Below are 14,327 nucleotides of genomic sequence, written 5' to 3'. Positions count from 1 at the left end.
GCCCTTTTAATTTTTGCGTTAAATTAGTGTTTTTATAAAAAGCCGCTTATATCTGTAATGAAAAAAATACTCCCCCTAATTATTACGCTCTTTTTATTAAATAATATCAGTCTGGCACAAAATGCTAACCGCAGCAAATTTATAGCGGATAGCCTTCAGGCGTACATCAACCGCGCGTTAACCAACTGGCGCATACCGGGCGCGGCCGTATGCATTGTAAAAGATAACCGCATTGTGCTTGTAAAAGGCTTTGGCATCAAGGAGCTGGGATTGAATAATAAGGTTGACGAGAACACCCTGTTTATGATTGGCAGCAATACCAAAGCCTTTACAGCCACCGCACTTGCCATGCTGGCTGCGGATAAGAAGCTCTCGCTGAACGATAAGGTGACCAAATACCTGCCAGACTTTAAGCTGGACAACAAGGCCGCTACCGAGTTGCTTACCATACGCGATTTGCTTTGCCACCGCCTGGGTTTTCAAACCTTCCAGGGCGATTTTACATTTTACAACACCAACCTTACCCGCGGCGAAGTAATGAGCAAGATGACACTGATGAAAGCGCCGTACGGCTTCCGTACCACATGGGGATATACCAACTCGGCTTTTTTAACCGCCGGAGAGATCATCCCTAAGGTTGCCGACCAGAACTGGGACATCTACCTGAAAGAAAAAATATTTGCGCCGCTGGGCATGAGCAACACCCTTGGCCTTAGCGTAGCCATGACAAAGGCCTTTAACCGCGCTGCCGGGCACACTATAACCGATAACCGGCTGTTAGCCATACCGTATGCCAACCTTGATAATATGGCGCCTGCCGGGGCAATCAGTTCGACAGCCGCTGATATGGGCAAATGGGTAATGACCTTACTGAACGATGGTAAGGTAGGCAGCAAGCAAGTAATTGCTAAAGCCGCCATTGATGCCACCCGCCAGCCACAGGATATTGTGGGCACTGCCGAACACCTGGACGGTACCAAAAATTTTCAGCTATACGGCCTAGGCTGGTTTTTGCAAGATTACCATAACCACCGCTTGGTTATGCATGACGGTGGGGTAAACGGCTTTGTATCGTCAGTTACGCTGGTGCCCGAAGAAAACTTGGGCGTAGTGATCCTCACCAATACCGATCAGAATAATTTGTACGAAGCCCTGCGCTGGGAGATATTGGACGCTTACTTTAAACTACCGTACCGCAATTACAGCGATGCTTACCTAAAGGAATTCAGAAACTATACTGCCGAACAACTTGCCGTAGACAAAAAGCTGCGTGATAGTGTGGCGCTTAACCTACGCCCGGCACTATCATTAAGTTATTACGAGGGTAAATTCACCAATCAGCTCTACGGCACCGTAAACGTTGAGCGCGGCGACAATAACGACCTGACCATGCGCTTTGAGCATCACCCTAAAATGTATGCCCGCTTACAACCGTTAGGTGGCAACCGTTTCTATGTAACCTTTAGCGACCCGATTTTGGGCAAGGCTATATTCCCCTTTACAGTGCAAAACGGCAAGGTAACCGGCTTTAAACTAAAAGTAGCCGACTTTGTGGAGATGGGCGCTTATGATTTTAAGAGGCAGTAAGCAGAGAGTCCGAAAGGCGGGAAGTCCGGAAGATGAAAAGCTTTGTTTAATAGCAGGCTTCATTATCCCGATTAAAATATAAACAAGAATGGCCAAGCGATATGCCTGGCCATTTTTTTGTGAAGTTCCTTTTGGACTTTCGGACTCGACGTCTTTAACCTTTTCTTTCGGACTTCCGGACTTCCCGCCTTTCGGACTCTCTTCTACTATCTTCCACTCATCAGTTCCGGTATAGGTTGCCCAATGCAGCCGTTTGGTTGCTGGATGCGCAGCATGGATGCTATAGTAGCCGAAATATCCGTCATGTGGGTTTGACGGGTAAGGCTGCCGTGTTTAACGCCCCAGCCCATGAATACCAATGGTATGTGCGCATCGAACGGCGCCCAGGTACCGTGTGTTGTGCCCGTACGGCCGCCGGAGAAATAACCCGGCTTCAGCATGATCTGTATTACGCCGCTGCGCTCCTTACTGTAGCCGTTTATTACGCGCTCGCGCAGGTGGGGGGGGATGTTGGCTACCGCAGCTTTGGTCATATCAACTGCATACAGCACATCCGGGTCTTTTTGCAGGAATTTGATGCAATCCGCTTTCAGTTCTTCCTCGTTCAGCTTGTTATCATTTATCACCTTGTAATTAAAGTTTACCTGGTAATTACTCAGGCTCAATACAATTTTATCAGCCTTGTATTTATCTTTTAAAAACTTGTTTAATTCGGTAGCGCCCTCATTCCAGTTACCACCCGGTATTTTATGGTCAGTCAGGAAAGTAGGGTTGTGCGCCGCAGCATGGTCGGCAGTAAGGAATACGGTATAATTGCCTTTACCCACCTGGCCATCTAAAAAGGTAAAGAAAGCCGCCAAATCCCTATCCAAACGCAGGTAGGTATCTTCCGTTTCAACCGCGTTAGGACCAAACTGGTGGCCAACATAATCCGTTGATGAAAGGCTCACGGCTAAAAAATCGGTCACTACGTTTTTGCCTAATTGCTCGTTGGTAACGGCGGCTTTGGCCATATCCAGCGTAAAAGAGTTACCATAAGGCGTTGAGCGTATCATGCCTGCATTGCCTTTATACAATTGTGATGTTTTAATAGGGAAAACCGGCGCCTCGGTGCCGCTGAATTTACCTTCATATTTCGGGCTGTTATCCGGCGAGCTTTGTACGTAGGTATTTACCGGGTACAGGGTATTCCAATCCTGCTTCAGGTATTTTTCGGCCAGCTTTTGCCCGTTGAAGGTTTTTACCCATGCCGGCAGATCATTCATATAATAGGTGCTGGTTATCCAGTTGCCGCTGGCATCATCAAACCAGTAAGCCGCATCGGCTGCGTGGCCCGCTGGCAAAATACCACCCCTGTCCTTTATAGCTATGCCGATAACTTTCGAGCGGAAATTTGTAGCCAGCTTCAATTCATCCGTAATGGTGCTGGCCTGTAAATTGCGTGGCGACATTTGGCCTGCCTTTGAGCTGCTGCCTACGGTGTTTACGGTCGAATCCTCTGTACAGTACATGGATTTACCGGTAGCCTGAACAATAAAATCATTACCCGCTATGCCGTGTATGGATGGTACCGAGCCGGTATACACACAGCTATGCCCCGGAGCGGTAAAGGTTGGCAGATAATCAACATCGGTATTCTCGCAGGTAAAACCCTCATTAAGCATACGCTTAAAACCACCGTTTTGATAGCGGCTGTAATAGCGGTACAGGTAGTCCCAGCGCATTTGGTCAACCACTATGCCTACCACCAGTTTAGGGCGGGCAACATCATTACCTGACGCAGGTTGGGCTGCCGCTTTTTTTTGTGCCGATACAGAACCGGTTACAGCCGCCGCGCAGAATAACAAGAAGAGAAATTTATATTTCATTACTATTTGCTTAGTTAACAACTGCAAATATGAAAAACCGAATGTAAACTCAATATGATTTATGAGAATGTTACAAACCCCACCTAAATCCTCCCTTCGAGGAGGATTTAGGTGGGGTAAAAAAGCCCCCGCAGAGTTGATCTACGGGGCCTGAATTTCTAAATCATGGAGTATTATTTTACGCCTCTGAACAAGCGGCTCCAGCGTATTTTGCTGAAGAATGATTCGTTGCTGTCCCAGCTCATCCAAACGAACAGGGCCTTACCCACTATATGATCCTCAGGCACAAAACCCCAGTAGCGTGAGTCGGCCGAGTCGTGGCGGTTGTCGCCCATCATCCAGTAGTAATTCATTTTAAAGGTATAGCTATCGGTTTTTTTACCATTGATGGTGATCTCGTTACTGCTTACCTGCACCTGGTTGCCCTCGTAAACGCGTATTACGCGCTCGTAAATCGGGATGTTCAGGCTGTCCAGCTTAACCGTCCATCCTTTTTTAGGGATGATGATGGGGCCGTAATTGTCTACATTCCATTTATACCGCTTATCATGCGGATACATGGCTAATTCTTCAAAAGGGTACTCAAAATCACGCGGCGCTATGTTAGGTGTTACCGCTTTTATACCGGGATAAGTGCGTAATTTTTTGGCGGCGTCTGCCGTCATGGTTAACTGCCCGTTACCGTTATAGTCTGATACATGTAACTCCTTATAAACATCCGGATTATACTCGCCGCCACTGGTGGTACTAACGTTATAGTCGGTTTGCCCTTCGGGAGGGTTAGGCGCCATTTTGCCATTTACATAAACTTGCGCGTTAAGTATGGCCAATGTATCACCAGGCTCACCCTGGCAGCGTTTTATATAATTTTCGCGCTTGTCAACCGGCCGGTAATAAGGCGAATCGGCCTCCATCGGATAATTGAACACCACAACATCGCCGCGCTTAACTTCCTGAAACCCGGGCAGGCGGTAGTAAGGCAATTTTATACCATCCCAGTAAGCTTTAGTACCTAAAATTGGCATGGTATGATGTGCAAACGGGAATGATACCGGCGTAATAGGCATACGCGCGCCATAATTTACCTTGCTCACAAATAAAAAGTCGCCCACCAGTAACGACCGCTCCATTGACGGGGTTGGTATGGTGTACGCCTCAATAAAAAAAGTACGGATCAGGGTGGCAGCAATTACCGCAAATAATATGGCATCGACCCACTCGCGGGTAGCGCTTTTTTTCTTTTTTGAGTCTTTCTTTCTCCAGAATCTCCAGTTCATTATTAATGATTATAACTGATTAATATCAAAGTTAAACATGTCATGCACGGTGTAAAAACCTTTTTTGTGCTGCAGCCATTCGGCGGCCAATACCGCGCCCAGCGCGAAACCGTTACGGTTGTGCGCTGTGTGCTTAAATTCTATGGTATCCACCTCTGAATCGTAAATTACGGTGTGAGTACCGGGCACGCTATCAATACGGTGCGACTCGATAAGCAATTGCTCAGGTTTAAGCGCCTCATCAGTTTGCTCGGCCGGGTCCTCAGATATCAATATATTGGCCCACTCCTTTTTGCCGTCAACGTTATCCAATATCCCCTCGGCAATAGTAATGGCCGTTCCGCTTGGCGAATCAAGTTTCTGCGTATGGTGTATTTCCTCTACCTGCACATCATAGTACGGATAATTGTTCATGATTTTGGCCAGCATCTGGTTAACCTTAAAAAATATGTTAACACCAACACTATAATTCGAGGCATACATAACCGCGCCGTTACCTTGCAGACATTTATCCTTTACTTCTGCAATATGATCATACCAGCCAGTTGTGCCTACAATTACCGGTACGCCGGCAGCTACACACGTATCAATATTGCGGAGTACCGATCCGGGGGTGGTAAATTCAATAGCGGCATCTGCCTTTTGCAGGTTTTCAACAGTCAGCTCGTGAAGGTTATCGTGGTCTATTGTTAAAACAATTTCGTGCTTACGGTCGGTAGCAATCCTCTCGATTATCTTACCCATTTTACCGTAGCCTAATAGCGCAATTTTCATTTGTGTATTGGTGATATATTTTGCCGTTAAGTTAGCATTTAAAAGGTAAAGGTAACTTTTACAGCCGGAACAAATGCAGTATTAAAATTACCGGCATACATAGGCTGCCCTATTAAACCCGGGCGCACTTTAAACGACAGGTTATCATCCATACTATAGGAGTGTATGAATTTGGCATCAATATAAGCATCTATCATTTGTATACCCCAGCCGCCCAGCATACCTAATATGGCCAGGTCGCGGTTACGGCGATAACTGTTTACAGCGTTCTCAATAAATGTGTCAGACGCGGTACTGTAAGCTTGATACTCGGTATAGTACTTATCACCGGGTGCGGGTTGCTCGCCTCGGCGTCGGTACTGCGCTATGGTTAAAAACTGACTGTAATAGTTTTGATTGAATATAATGGCAGAGCCAATAAGCCCTAAACCGCCGTAAACAATGGGCACTTTCCACCATTTGCGGTTATATATTTGCCCCCAGCCGGGTATGATAAGCGAGCGAATAACAGCCTTGTGCGGGCTGTGCGTAGTATCGGGCCTGTTTTTAACATTATCCCTAACCGCGGCGGGTTTCGCCGCCGGACGAACTGGTTCCTTTTTCACTTTGACGGTATCAGCAGGTTTAGCCACGCCGGCTGTGTCAGGATTTTGCGCCTGTACCGTTGTGGTAAGGCCGGCAAGCAGGAAAAGGATAAACAGCACTTTATACATTATCAGTCAAATCTATAAATAGTGCGGCATTATCTAAAAATAAATTGTAACCGCCGCTTACTATCAACCTAAAAAATAAGTAATTATTGCAGCAGTTGTTAAAAGGCAGCGGTAAATTTCAAAGAGGGGATGAACTGCGCACTTATTCTTGATGCATACATTGATTGAGTTATCAGTGATGGACGGACGTCAAAAGATAAATTATCGTCTATACTGTAAGAATGAATGAATTTGGCGTCGATATATGCATCAATCATTTGTATACCCCAACCGCCCAGCATACCTAATATGGCTAAATCGCGGTTACGGCGATAACCGTTAAGGGCGTTTTCCACATAAGTATCGCTTGCTGATCTATCTTTAAGTGCCTTATATTCCTTATAATATTTATCTTCTGGCGACGGTTGTTCTCCACTACGGCGGTACCTGGCTATAGTGAGAAACTGATTATAATACCTTTGATTAAATATGATAGCGGAGCCGATAAGACCCAAACCGCCATACACTACAGGCATTTTCCACCATTTATGGTTATATAACTGACCCCAGCCCGGTATCACCAATGAATGTGTAACCGCCTTGCGCGGACTGTGCAATGTATCCGGAATGCTGTGTACAGTAATGCCGCGGGTAACCGCCCTGAGGTTTGTTGATACGGGTGTTTGCTGGGCTTCAGCCGACGATAACACACCGGCCAGCAGAATAGTGAAAACGATTGTTTTATACATTATGGTTCAGATTGAAATTATAGCTGATGGACTGCTACATATTTCGATAAGAACAAAAAAAACAACGATTTATTGCGATATATTAATCTTTACAAAGCCCATTGCTTAGATCACCACATACGAAAAAGGCTGATTTCACAATCAGCCTTTTTATCTATTAATTTTTTTACTGTAATATCCTTATTGCTTTACCAATCCAGCATTTCAAGTATGCGGTTCAGATCGTCTTCGGACAGGAAAGGTATTTCGATACTGCCCTTGCCCTGCGTATTCATTTTAAGTTTAACACGGGTACTGAATTTCGAGGCCAGTTCGTCCTGTATCTTCTGCACCTGGAAGCTCAATGGCTCCGGTTGCTTGCCTTCTTTTTTAACAGTATTGCGCTGCGCCTCACGCACCATTTCCTCGGTTTTTCGTACCGATAAATCATGGCTGATGATCTGCTGGTGAAAATACAGCTGTTTTACCGGGTCGTTTACACTGATAAGTGCCTTGGCATGCCCCATGGTAATATCGCCATCACGTAATGATACCTGAATGGCTGGCGGTAGCTTAAGCAACCGCAGGTAATTAGTAACGGTAGAGCGGTTTTTGCTTACGCGATCTCCAAGTTCTTCCTGCTTTAGATCCAGCTCGTCAAGCATCCGTTGAAAACTCAAGGCCACTTCTATGGCGTTCAGGTTTTCGCGCTGAATGTTCTCGATGAGCGCCATCTCCAGCATCTGCTGGTCGTTAGCGGTACGCACATAAGCGGGGATGCTAACCAAACCGGCCATTTTTGATGCACGCAAACGGCGTTCACCCGAAATGAGCTGGTAATGGTTGTGCCCTGCCTGGCGCACGGTAATAGGCTGAATTAGCCCTTGCAGTTTAATCGAGTCCGACAGTTCGGCCAAAGCCTCGCTATCAAATTCGGTACGCGGCTGATAGGGGTTAACCTCTATCTGGTCAATCTTTATTTCGTTAACAGATCCTAATCCGCCCGCCTCTGATGGCTGCGTGGTACGGGTGTTATTATTATTTTTGTTCGGAAGTACATCAACAGAGTCGTTCAGCAGCGCACTTAATCCTTTGCCCAGGGCCTTTCTTTTTTCTGCACTCATGTATTATATCGTCTCCGTTGTTTCCTGAAGTTTGCTTTTTACCAGGCCGTTTTTCTTTACAATCTCGCGGGCCAGGTTAAGGTAGTTAATGGCACCCTTGCAATTGGCATCGTGCATAATTACCGATACGCCAAAGCTCGGCGCCTCGCTCAAACGGGTGTTGCGCTGAATAATAGTATCAAAAACCATATCCTCAAAGTGGGTACGCACCTCTTCAACCACCTGGTTTGACAGGCGCAGCCTTACATCATACATGGTAAGCAAAATACCTTCTATCTCTAAAGTAGTATTCAGACGCGATTGCACAATCTTAATTGTATTCAGCAATTTACCCAAACCTTCCAAAGCGAAATACTCGCACTGTACCGGTACAATTACCGAGTCGGCAGCGGTTAAGGCGTTGATGGTGATGAGGCCTAATGACGGTGAGCAGTCGATGATGATAAAGTCATACTCGTCGCGCACGCTGTCAAGCACCTGCTTCATTTTATACTCGCGGCCGGTCAGGTTGATCATTTCAATTTCGGCGCCTACCAGGTCAATATGCGCCGGTAACAGATCAAGATTCGGCGTATCCGTTTTCTGGATCGCTTCATGCGGGTCTATCTGATTAATGATACACTCGTATATACTGGCTTTTATGTTTCGCGGGTCAAAGCCAATGCCCGATGTAGAATTGGCCTGCGGGTCGGCATCAACCAGAAGGGTTTTATATTCAAGTACAGCTAAACTCGCGGCCAAGTTTATGGATGAGGTGGTTTTACCCACGCCACCCTTTTGGTTGGCCAAAGCTATTATTTTACTCATGCTTTATTTTTCCTTTACAATCAAGACTTATAATAACGAAGAATAGCTACATAAATTCTACCTTCGTAAACGGTTTTTTACCGGATGCTAAGATAAGTAATAAAAACTATCAGAAATCCACAGTAAATGCCAACTTACAAACAATATTTAACATATTGATGCCAAAAACGCGCTGATTTAAGCACAAAACCATCAGTTATTTAAGGCATCATTAACACAGCATCAGTATACCGTGATCACCATTATATCATCAACAAACCGCGAGGGTAGCGCCACTTTAAAACTGGCTGAATATTACAAAAAACGCCTTACTGAAAAAGGCCAACAGGCGCAGGTTTTTTCGCTGGAAGCGCTGCCGCCAACCCTGATCGCTACCGATTTGTATGGTAAGCGCAGCGAGGCGTTTAAACCTATCCAGGAGTTAGTAACCGCAACTCAAAAATTCATCTTCATCATCCCCGAATATAATGGCAGTTTTCCGGGTATATTAAAGGTATTTATTGATGCCTGCGCCTGGCCCGATAGCTTTTATGAGAAGAAAGCCGCGCTGGTTGGCGTATCATCGGGCAAGTATGGCAACATTCGCGGGGTTGATCATTTTACCGGCGTTTGCAACTATATGCACCTGCACGTTATGCCGTTAAAATTGCACATACCGTTAATAAGTAAAGAATTTGATACCGAAGGCAACCTGTTTAATGCTGATACGATAAAGTATACCGAAGAGCAATTGGACAAGTTTATTAAGTACTGATACGGATTTATAAACCTGAGTTTGGTTGATAGCAAAGCGAAGGGCCGGATAGTATTCCGGCCCTTCGCTTTTTATGCTTTGATATTTATCGTAATCTATCGGCTGAGCGTACCAGCTTTTCATCACGCCGGATAGCGCGCGCGGCCAGTATCACCAGTATGATCGCTATCGAACTTAAGAACATACCGATGCCCATGTTAGCGAATTCCACCTGTAAACCGCCGGGCACTACGCCTTTTACGGTTTGCGCCATCCAGAAGCTGTAACCTATTATAACCAGTATGGCGCTGTAACATAAGGCTATTTGCTGCTTACGCTTTTTATAAAAAAAGATGATTAGCGTGGGTAAAAGCGCTACCGGTGCTGCCAGGATCTTTATCCCGATAAAGTTGATAAAAAAGCGCTGTCCGTCTGCCAGGCTCTGGTATACGCCCTGTATGCTGATGTTGGATATGGTGCCGTTAACGTTTACGTTATTCACCAACGGAAAAAGGTATAAGCCGAGTAGTACCAGTGTGGCTAAAAAAAGATAAATGGTTTGTATGCGTTGTATCATGCTGGGTAAAAATGAACCGGTTATGTTTAACCTACGCAGCAAAGATAAAATTGTTTAATTATAGCCTGAGTTTTATTTGTAAACAAGAGTTTACTTCGTACAGATCAATATCCGCATAAACAATTATTACCTTTGCCGGCGTGACTACCCAACGTTATTTTATTGAACTGGCTTATGATGGCACCCGTTACCATGGCTGGCAGGTACAGCCTAACGCGGTAACCGTGCAGGAGCTTTTAAATAAGGCGCTTACCACCGTACTGCGCCAGCCAATTGAGGCTACCGGATGCGGCCGTACAGACACGGGTGTGCACGCCACAGAGTTTTTTGCGCATTTTACCCCCCAACTCCCTGAAGGGGGAGTATCAACCGCTCCCCCTTCAGGGAGTTGGGGGGCTCGCATCAACGCCATCCTGCCGAGCGACATCGCCATAAAGAACATTATACCGGTGCATAACGATGCGCATGCGAGGTTTGATGCTACGCTGCGCTCTTATCAATATCATATTCATTTTAAAAAAGATCCGTTTAAGCACAGTTACTCCTGGTTGATAAAGGACAGGCCGGAAATCGCGCTGATGAACGAAGCCGCCGCCATTATAATGGAGTATACGGATTTTAGCTGTTTCAGTAAATCAAATACCCAGGTAAAAACCAATAATTGTAAAATAAGCCGCGCGGAATGGTTGGAAACAAACGACGGCATTGTATTCCATATTTCGGCAGACCGCTTTTTGCGCAACATGGTGCGGGCTATTGTGGGCACGCTGATGCAGGTTGGCCGCAAAGCAATTAAGCCGGAAGATGTACGCGCCATAATTGAAAGTAAAAACCGCAGCGAAGCCGGAACATCTGTACCTGCATGTGGTTTGTATTTAACCGAAGTGAAGTATCCGTTTTTGCCCCTAACCCCTGAAGGGAAACCAATTGAACCACCAAATGAAATTGTTTAAGATATTCAAATCATCAAAAGCCACTCCTACAGGGGACGGGGGGAGCGTTACCGGAAAAGCGCTTGATTGGAAATTGCTGGGCAGGGTAATGACGTACGTTAAACCGTACCGGCTTACGTTTGTAATTTCAATAATACTTACCATTTTTTTGGCGGCGATAGCGCTGGTTCAGCCTATCCTGATCGAGAAAACGCTGGACAACCACATCATCACCGGCGATTATAACGGGCTGGTTTTTATGGTTGGCCTCATGCTGGCGCAATTGCTGGTGCAAACAGTAGCACAATATTATCAAACTTATTTAACCAACGCTTTGGGGCAGTCGGTTATACGCGATCTGCGTATTGATGTATTCAACCATATTACCACCCTGCGTTTAAAATATTTTGACCGTACGCCTATCGGTATGCTCATTACCCGTACTGTATCTGACCTGGAAACCATCGCCGACATTTTCGCGGAGGGATTGATCTCCATCATGGGCGATATGCTGCTGCTGTTCGCCATTATCGGCTACATGCTATGGCAGGATTGGAAACTGGCTTTAATAACCCTGCTGCCGATGCCTCTGCTACTGTTTGCAACGTCTATTTTTCAGGCGGCAATCAAATCGGCTTTCCAGGAAGTACGTACACAGGTAGCACAATTGAATACTTTTTTACAGGAACATATATCCGGCATTAGTATTATACAGTATTTCGCTCGTGAGGAGCAGGAGTTTCGCAAGTTTAATGAGGTTAACGAGAAACACCGCGATGCGCATATCCGCAGTAACTGGTCGTATTCCATCTTCTTCCCGGTTATCGAGATTTTGTTTGCCGTATGCATTGGCCTGCTGGTTTGGTACGGTTGTAAACGCATATTGACTGATGAGCAGATCAACTCCATTTCGGCATCCAAACAAGGTATAACCACCGGTACTATTGTGGCTTTTATCACGCTGTTAAACTTACTCTTCAGGCCGATAAGGCAGCTGGCCGATAAGTTTAACACCCTGCAAATGGGTATGGTTGGAGCCGACCGTATTTTCAAGGTGCTGGATACTGACGAAGTAGCCGAAAATATAGGCTCGCTAAAGCCAGCCGTGTTAAAGGGCGATATCCGTTTTGATAAGGTTTGGTTTGCGTATAACGACGAGAACTGGGTGCTGAAAGATATCAGCTTCCATGTTAAACCCGGGGAAACGCTGGCATTGGTAGGCGCCACCGGCGCGGGTAAATCATCAACCATAAACATACTTAACCGCTTTTATGAAATAGGCAAGGGCGAGGTAACCATCGACGGGCAAAACCTGAAAGATTATGAAGTAAACTACCTGCGCTCACGTATTGCTACCGTAATTCAGGATGTGTTTTTATTTAGCGATACAATTGCCAACAACATCAGCCTAAACAACCCCAACATCAGCCGGGAGCAAGTGATTGCCGCCGCGAAGGACGTTGGCGCGCATGAATTTATTGAGCGCTTGCCGGGCGGGTATGACTACAACGTACAGGAACGTGGCGCTACTTTATCAGCCGGGCAGGCGCAACTTATCTCATTCATCCGTGCGATGGTGTATGATCCGGCTATACTGGTGTTGGACGAGGCCACCTCGTCTGTAGATACTGAAACTGAGCATCTGATACAAAATGCCATACAGAAACTGATGCTGGGCCGCACCGCCATCGTTATCGCGCACCGTTTATCAACCATACAAAATGCCGATAACATCATCGTGCTCGATCATGGCGAAATAAAAGAAATGGGTACCCACCAGCAGCTATTGCGTATTGAGAACGGTTATTACCGCAAACTATACGATCTGCAAATTAATTCCACAGGCATCAGCCGAGGTATTGTATAGTGCGGATTAGTCCGGCTGTACCTGGCCTTTATCCATACCTTCTTCAGCAGGCGGATTTTTAATAGGATCAACCGGCTGCTCTTCTTTCTCGTGTTGCTTGGCAATATTCTCCTGTTGAGGCTGATCGCCTTTATATACTTTGTCTTCCTTCTTTTTCACGGCTTCGCCACCGTTATCGCCCGGCCTGTCGGTAGGCGTGTCTGATGGTGAAGGTTTCTGATGGTCGTTTGCTGGCTTTGTCATGCATTATAAACAGGCATTATTAATTAATTGTTTATGCCGGGCAGGCAATTAACCATAGCGGCACAGCGTTAATTTTTGTTAAACGCAGCCGGTTATAGCGTAATAGCTTATTTAATAACATATAAACTTTTACCTTTATAGCGGGTTTGTTAATTTCGCCAGTGTGGTATCGCAATATTGTGATGCTGCCTATGTAAAAACATCTCAAATCTATTAGTGATAAATGGAAGAATTTGAAGCAAGCGCATCGGCACAAAAAACCAAATCGATATATATATCAACTGTATTTGGTTTAGCCATGGTATTATTAATGGTTGGTTTGCTGGGATTGATCCTGGTACACGCCAACAACCTTTCGCGCTATGTGAAGGAGAATATCGTACTCAATATATTTGTTGACGAGTCGGCCCATGAGCCAGATGTGCTTGAGCTGCAAAAACAACTGGAAAGCAACGTAATGGTTAAACAAACCCAGTACGTAACCAAAGAGCTTGCCGCCATGCACCTGAAAAAAGACCTGGGCGAGGATTTTGTAAAGTTTTTAGGCTACAACCCCCTTTCGGGCTCGCTGGATGTTTATTTAAAGGCCGACTATGCCAACAATGCCAGCATCGAAAAGTTCAAGGCAAGCCTGCTTAAAAACCCGTTGGTTAAGGAGGTAAAGTATCAGCAATCACTGGTTGATGATATGAATAATAACATCACCTCAATCAGCTTGGTTATACTGGCATTCGCTGCCATATTTGTGGTAGTATCAGTCGCTTTGATCAACAATACCATCAGGCTGGCCATCTATTCACAAAGGTTCCTGATAAAATCAATGCAGTTGGTGGGCGCTACCAAAACATTTATACGCAAGCCGTTCATCATCTACGGCATCTGGCATGGCTTGTTAGGTGGTTTAATCGCCATCATTATTTTAATGGGCACGCTATACTTTGCGCAGGTACAGATACCCGACCTGGTAGTTTTACAAAATTATACCGAGTTCGGCCTGATATTTTTAGGGGTGATAGGTCTGGGCGTATTTATATCGGGCTTTAGCACCTACCTGGCCGTTAACCGCTTTTTAAGGTTAAAAATTTATCAGCTGTACCGTTAATCCAACAATTACAATC

The 14,327-nt window shown here is 45.6% G+C and carries 14 protein-coding genes; 5 read left to right on the top strand and 9 right to left on the bottom strand.

Translation table 11 applies throughout. The features are described from left to right. Positions 1-57 precede the first annotated feature (57 nt). The gene (locus ABD960_RS19280) at positions 58-1,587 is read left to right on the top strand and encodes a serine hydrolase (RefSeq protein ID WP_345333846.1); all 1,530 of its coding nucleotides are present in this window, start codon (positions 58-60) and stop codon (positions 1,585-1,587) included. 206 nt (positions 1,588-1,793) lie between these two features. Here ABD960_RS19280 and pafA read toward each other — a convergent pair whose 3' ends face one another. The 7 genes from pafA to ABD960_RS19245 form a co-directional block, all read right to left on the bottom strand. Then, positions 1,794-3,455, bottom strand: a complete 1,662-nt coding sequence (pafA, locus tag ABD960_RS19275) for an alkaline phosphatase PafA (protein WP_345333844.1) — start codon at positions 3,453-3,455, stop codon at positions 1,794-1,796. A gap of 173 nt (positions 3,456-3,628) precedes the next feature. Then, positions 3,629-4,732, bottom strand: a complete 1,104-nt coding sequence (lepB, locus tag ABD960_RS19270; protein WP_345333842.1) for a signal peptidase I — start codon at positions 4,730-4,732, stop codon at positions 3,629-3,631. A 9-nt stretch (positions 4,733-4,741) separates the two neighbouring features. After that, positions 4,742-5,506 (bottom strand): 4-hydroxy-tetrahydrodipicolinate reductase, encoded by a 765-nt coding sequence (dapB, locus tag ABD960_RS19265; RefSeq protein WP_345333840.1) that lies wholly within the window; start codon positions 5,504-5,506, stop codon positions 4,742-4,744. A 38-nt stretch (positions 5,507-5,544) separates the two neighbouring features. Further along, a complete protein-coding gene (locus ABD960_RS19260; protein WP_345333838.1) occupies positions 5,545-6,219 on the bottom strand; it encodes a DUF5683 domain-containing protein in 675 nt (224 codons plus the stop codon). A 98-nt stretch (positions 6,220-6,317) separates the two neighbouring features. Further along, positions 6,318-6,947, bottom strand: coding sequence for a DUF5683 domain-containing protein (locus tag ABD960_RS19255; protein ID WP_345333836.1), 630 nt, complete (start codon positions 6,945-6,947; stop codon positions 6,318-6,320). Between the two features lie 188 nt (positions 6,948-7,135). Further along, positions 7,136-8,050: a ParB/RepB/Spo0J family partition protein gene (locus ABD960_RS19250; RefSeq protein ID WP_345333834.1), complete on the bottom strand. Its 915-nt coding sequence runs from the start codon at positions 8,048-8,050 to the stop codon at positions 7,136-7,138. Between the two features lie 3 nt (positions 8,051-8,053). Next, a complete protein-coding gene (locus ABD960_RS19245) occupies positions 8,054-8,857 on the bottom strand; it encodes a ParA family protein (RefSeq protein ID WP_345333832.1) in 804 nt (267 codons plus the stop codon). Positions 8,858-9,089: 232 nt separating this feature from the next. Here ABD960_RS19245 and ABD960_RS19240 point away from each other — a divergent pair, with 232 nt between their 5' ends. Next, on the top strand, positions 9,090-9,611 hold the full coding sequence (locus ABD960_RS19240) for an NADPH-dependent FMN reductase (protein ID WP_345333830.1): 522 nt from the start codon (positions 9,090-9,092) through the stop codon (positions 9,609-9,611). Positions 9,612-9,696: 85 nt separating this feature from the next. Here ABD960_RS19240 and ABD960_RS19235 read toward each other — a convergent pair whose 3' ends face one another. Beyond that, on the bottom strand, positions 9,697-10,167 hold the full coding sequence (locus ABD960_RS19235) for a DUF4293 domain-containing protein (protein ID WP_345333828.1): 471 nt from the start codon (positions 10,165-10,167) through the stop codon (positions 9,697-9,699). A gap of 140 nt (positions 10,168-10,307) precedes the next feature. Between ABD960_RS19235 and truA the strand changes: the two genes are divergently transcribed. Both truA and ABD960_RS19225 read left to right on the top strand, forming a co-directional pair. Beyond that, positions 10,308-11,120 (top strand): tRNA pseudouridine(38-40) synthase TruA, encoded by an 813-nt coding sequence (truA, locus tag ABD960_RS19230; RefSeq protein WP_345333826.1) that lies wholly within the window; start codon positions 10,308-10,310, stop codon positions 11,118-11,120. After that, on the top strand, positions 11,107-12,966 hold the full coding sequence (locus ABD960_RS19225; RefSeq protein ID WP_345333824.1) for an ABC transporter ATP-binding protein: 1,860 nt from the start codon (positions 11,107-11,109) through the stop codon (positions 12,964-12,966). The genes truA and ABD960_RS19225 overlap by 14 nt, the downstream gene beginning before the upstream one ends. A 6-nt stretch (positions 12,967-12,972) precedes the next feature. On the opposite strand, the gene ABD960_RS19220 is transcribed toward ABD960_RS19225, so the two are convergent. Then, entirely contained in the window at positions 12,973-13,209 is a 237-nt protein-coding gene (locus ABD960_RS19220) for a hypothetical protein (RefSeq protein WP_345333822.1), read from the bottom strand. A 223-nt stretch (positions 13,210-13,432) separates the two neighbouring features. Here ABD960_RS19220 and ABD960_RS19215 point away from each other — a divergent pair, with 223 nt between their 5' ends. Beyond that, on the top strand, positions 13,433-14,311 hold the full coding sequence (locus ABD960_RS19215; protein ID WP_345333820.1) for a cell division protein FtsX: 879 nt from the start codon (positions 13,433-13,435) through the stop codon (positions 14,309-14,311). Positions 14,312-14,327 lie beyond the last annotated feature (16 nt).

Source organism: Mucilaginibacter defluvii, assembly GCF_039543225.1.
GTDB lineage: Bacteria > Bacteroidota > Bacteroidia > Sphingobacteriales > Sphingobacteriaceae > Mucilaginibacter > Mucilaginibacter defluvii.
Note: the sequence above shows the minus strand (reverse complement) of the source record. Positions and strands in the feature narration are given on the sequence as shown.

Bases quoted from the DNA above. Each gene is read 5' to 3' on its own strand.
- ABD960_RS19280 (WP_345333846.1), top strand. From the start codon at position 58: ATGAAAAAAATACTCCCCCTAATTATTACGCTCTTTTTATTAAATAAT.
- ABD960_RS19245 (WP_345333832.1), bottom strand. From the start codon at position 8,857: ATGAGTAAAATAATAGCTTTGGCCAACCAAAAGGGTGGCGTGGGTAAA.
- ABD960_RS19215 (WP_345333820.1), top strand. From the start codon at position 13,433: ATGGAAGAATTTGAAGCAAGCGCATCGGCACAAAAAACCAAATCGATA.
- ABD960_RS19225 (WP_345333824.1), top strand. From the start codon at position 11,107: ATGAAATTGTTTAAGATATTCAAATCATCAAAAGCCACTCCTACAGGG.
- ABD960_RS19260 (WP_345333838.1), bottom strand. From the start codon at position 6,219: ATGTATAAAGTGCTGTTTATCCTTTTCCTGCTTGCCGGCCTTACCACA.
- dapB (WP_345333840.1), bottom strand. From the start codon at position 5,506: ATGAAAATTGCGCTATTAGGCTACGGTAAAATGGGTAAGATAATCGAG.
- ABD960_RS19250 (WP_345333834.1), bottom strand. From the start codon at position 8,050: ATGAGTGCAGAAAAAAGAAAGGCCCTGGGCAAAGGATTAAGTGCGCTG.
- pafA (WP_345333844.1), bottom strand. From the start codon at position 3,455: ATGAAATATAAATTTCTCTTCTTGTTATTCTGCGCGGCGGCTGTAACC.
- ABD960_RS19220 (WP_345333822.1), bottom strand. From the start codon at position 13,209: ATGACAAAGCCAGCAAACGACCATCAGAAACCTTCACCATCAGACACG.
- ABD960_RS19255 (WP_345333836.1), bottom strand. From the start codon at position 6,947: ATGTATAAAACAATCGTTTTCACTATTCTGCTGGCCGGTGTGTTATCG.
- lepB (WP_345333842.1), bottom strand. From the start codon at position 4,732: ATGAACTGGAGATTCTGGAGAAAGAAAGACTCAAAAAAGAAAAAAAGC.
- ABD960_RS19235 (WP_345333828.1), bottom strand. From the start codon at position 10,167: ATGATACAACGCATACAAACCATTTATCTTTTTTTAGCCACACTGGTA.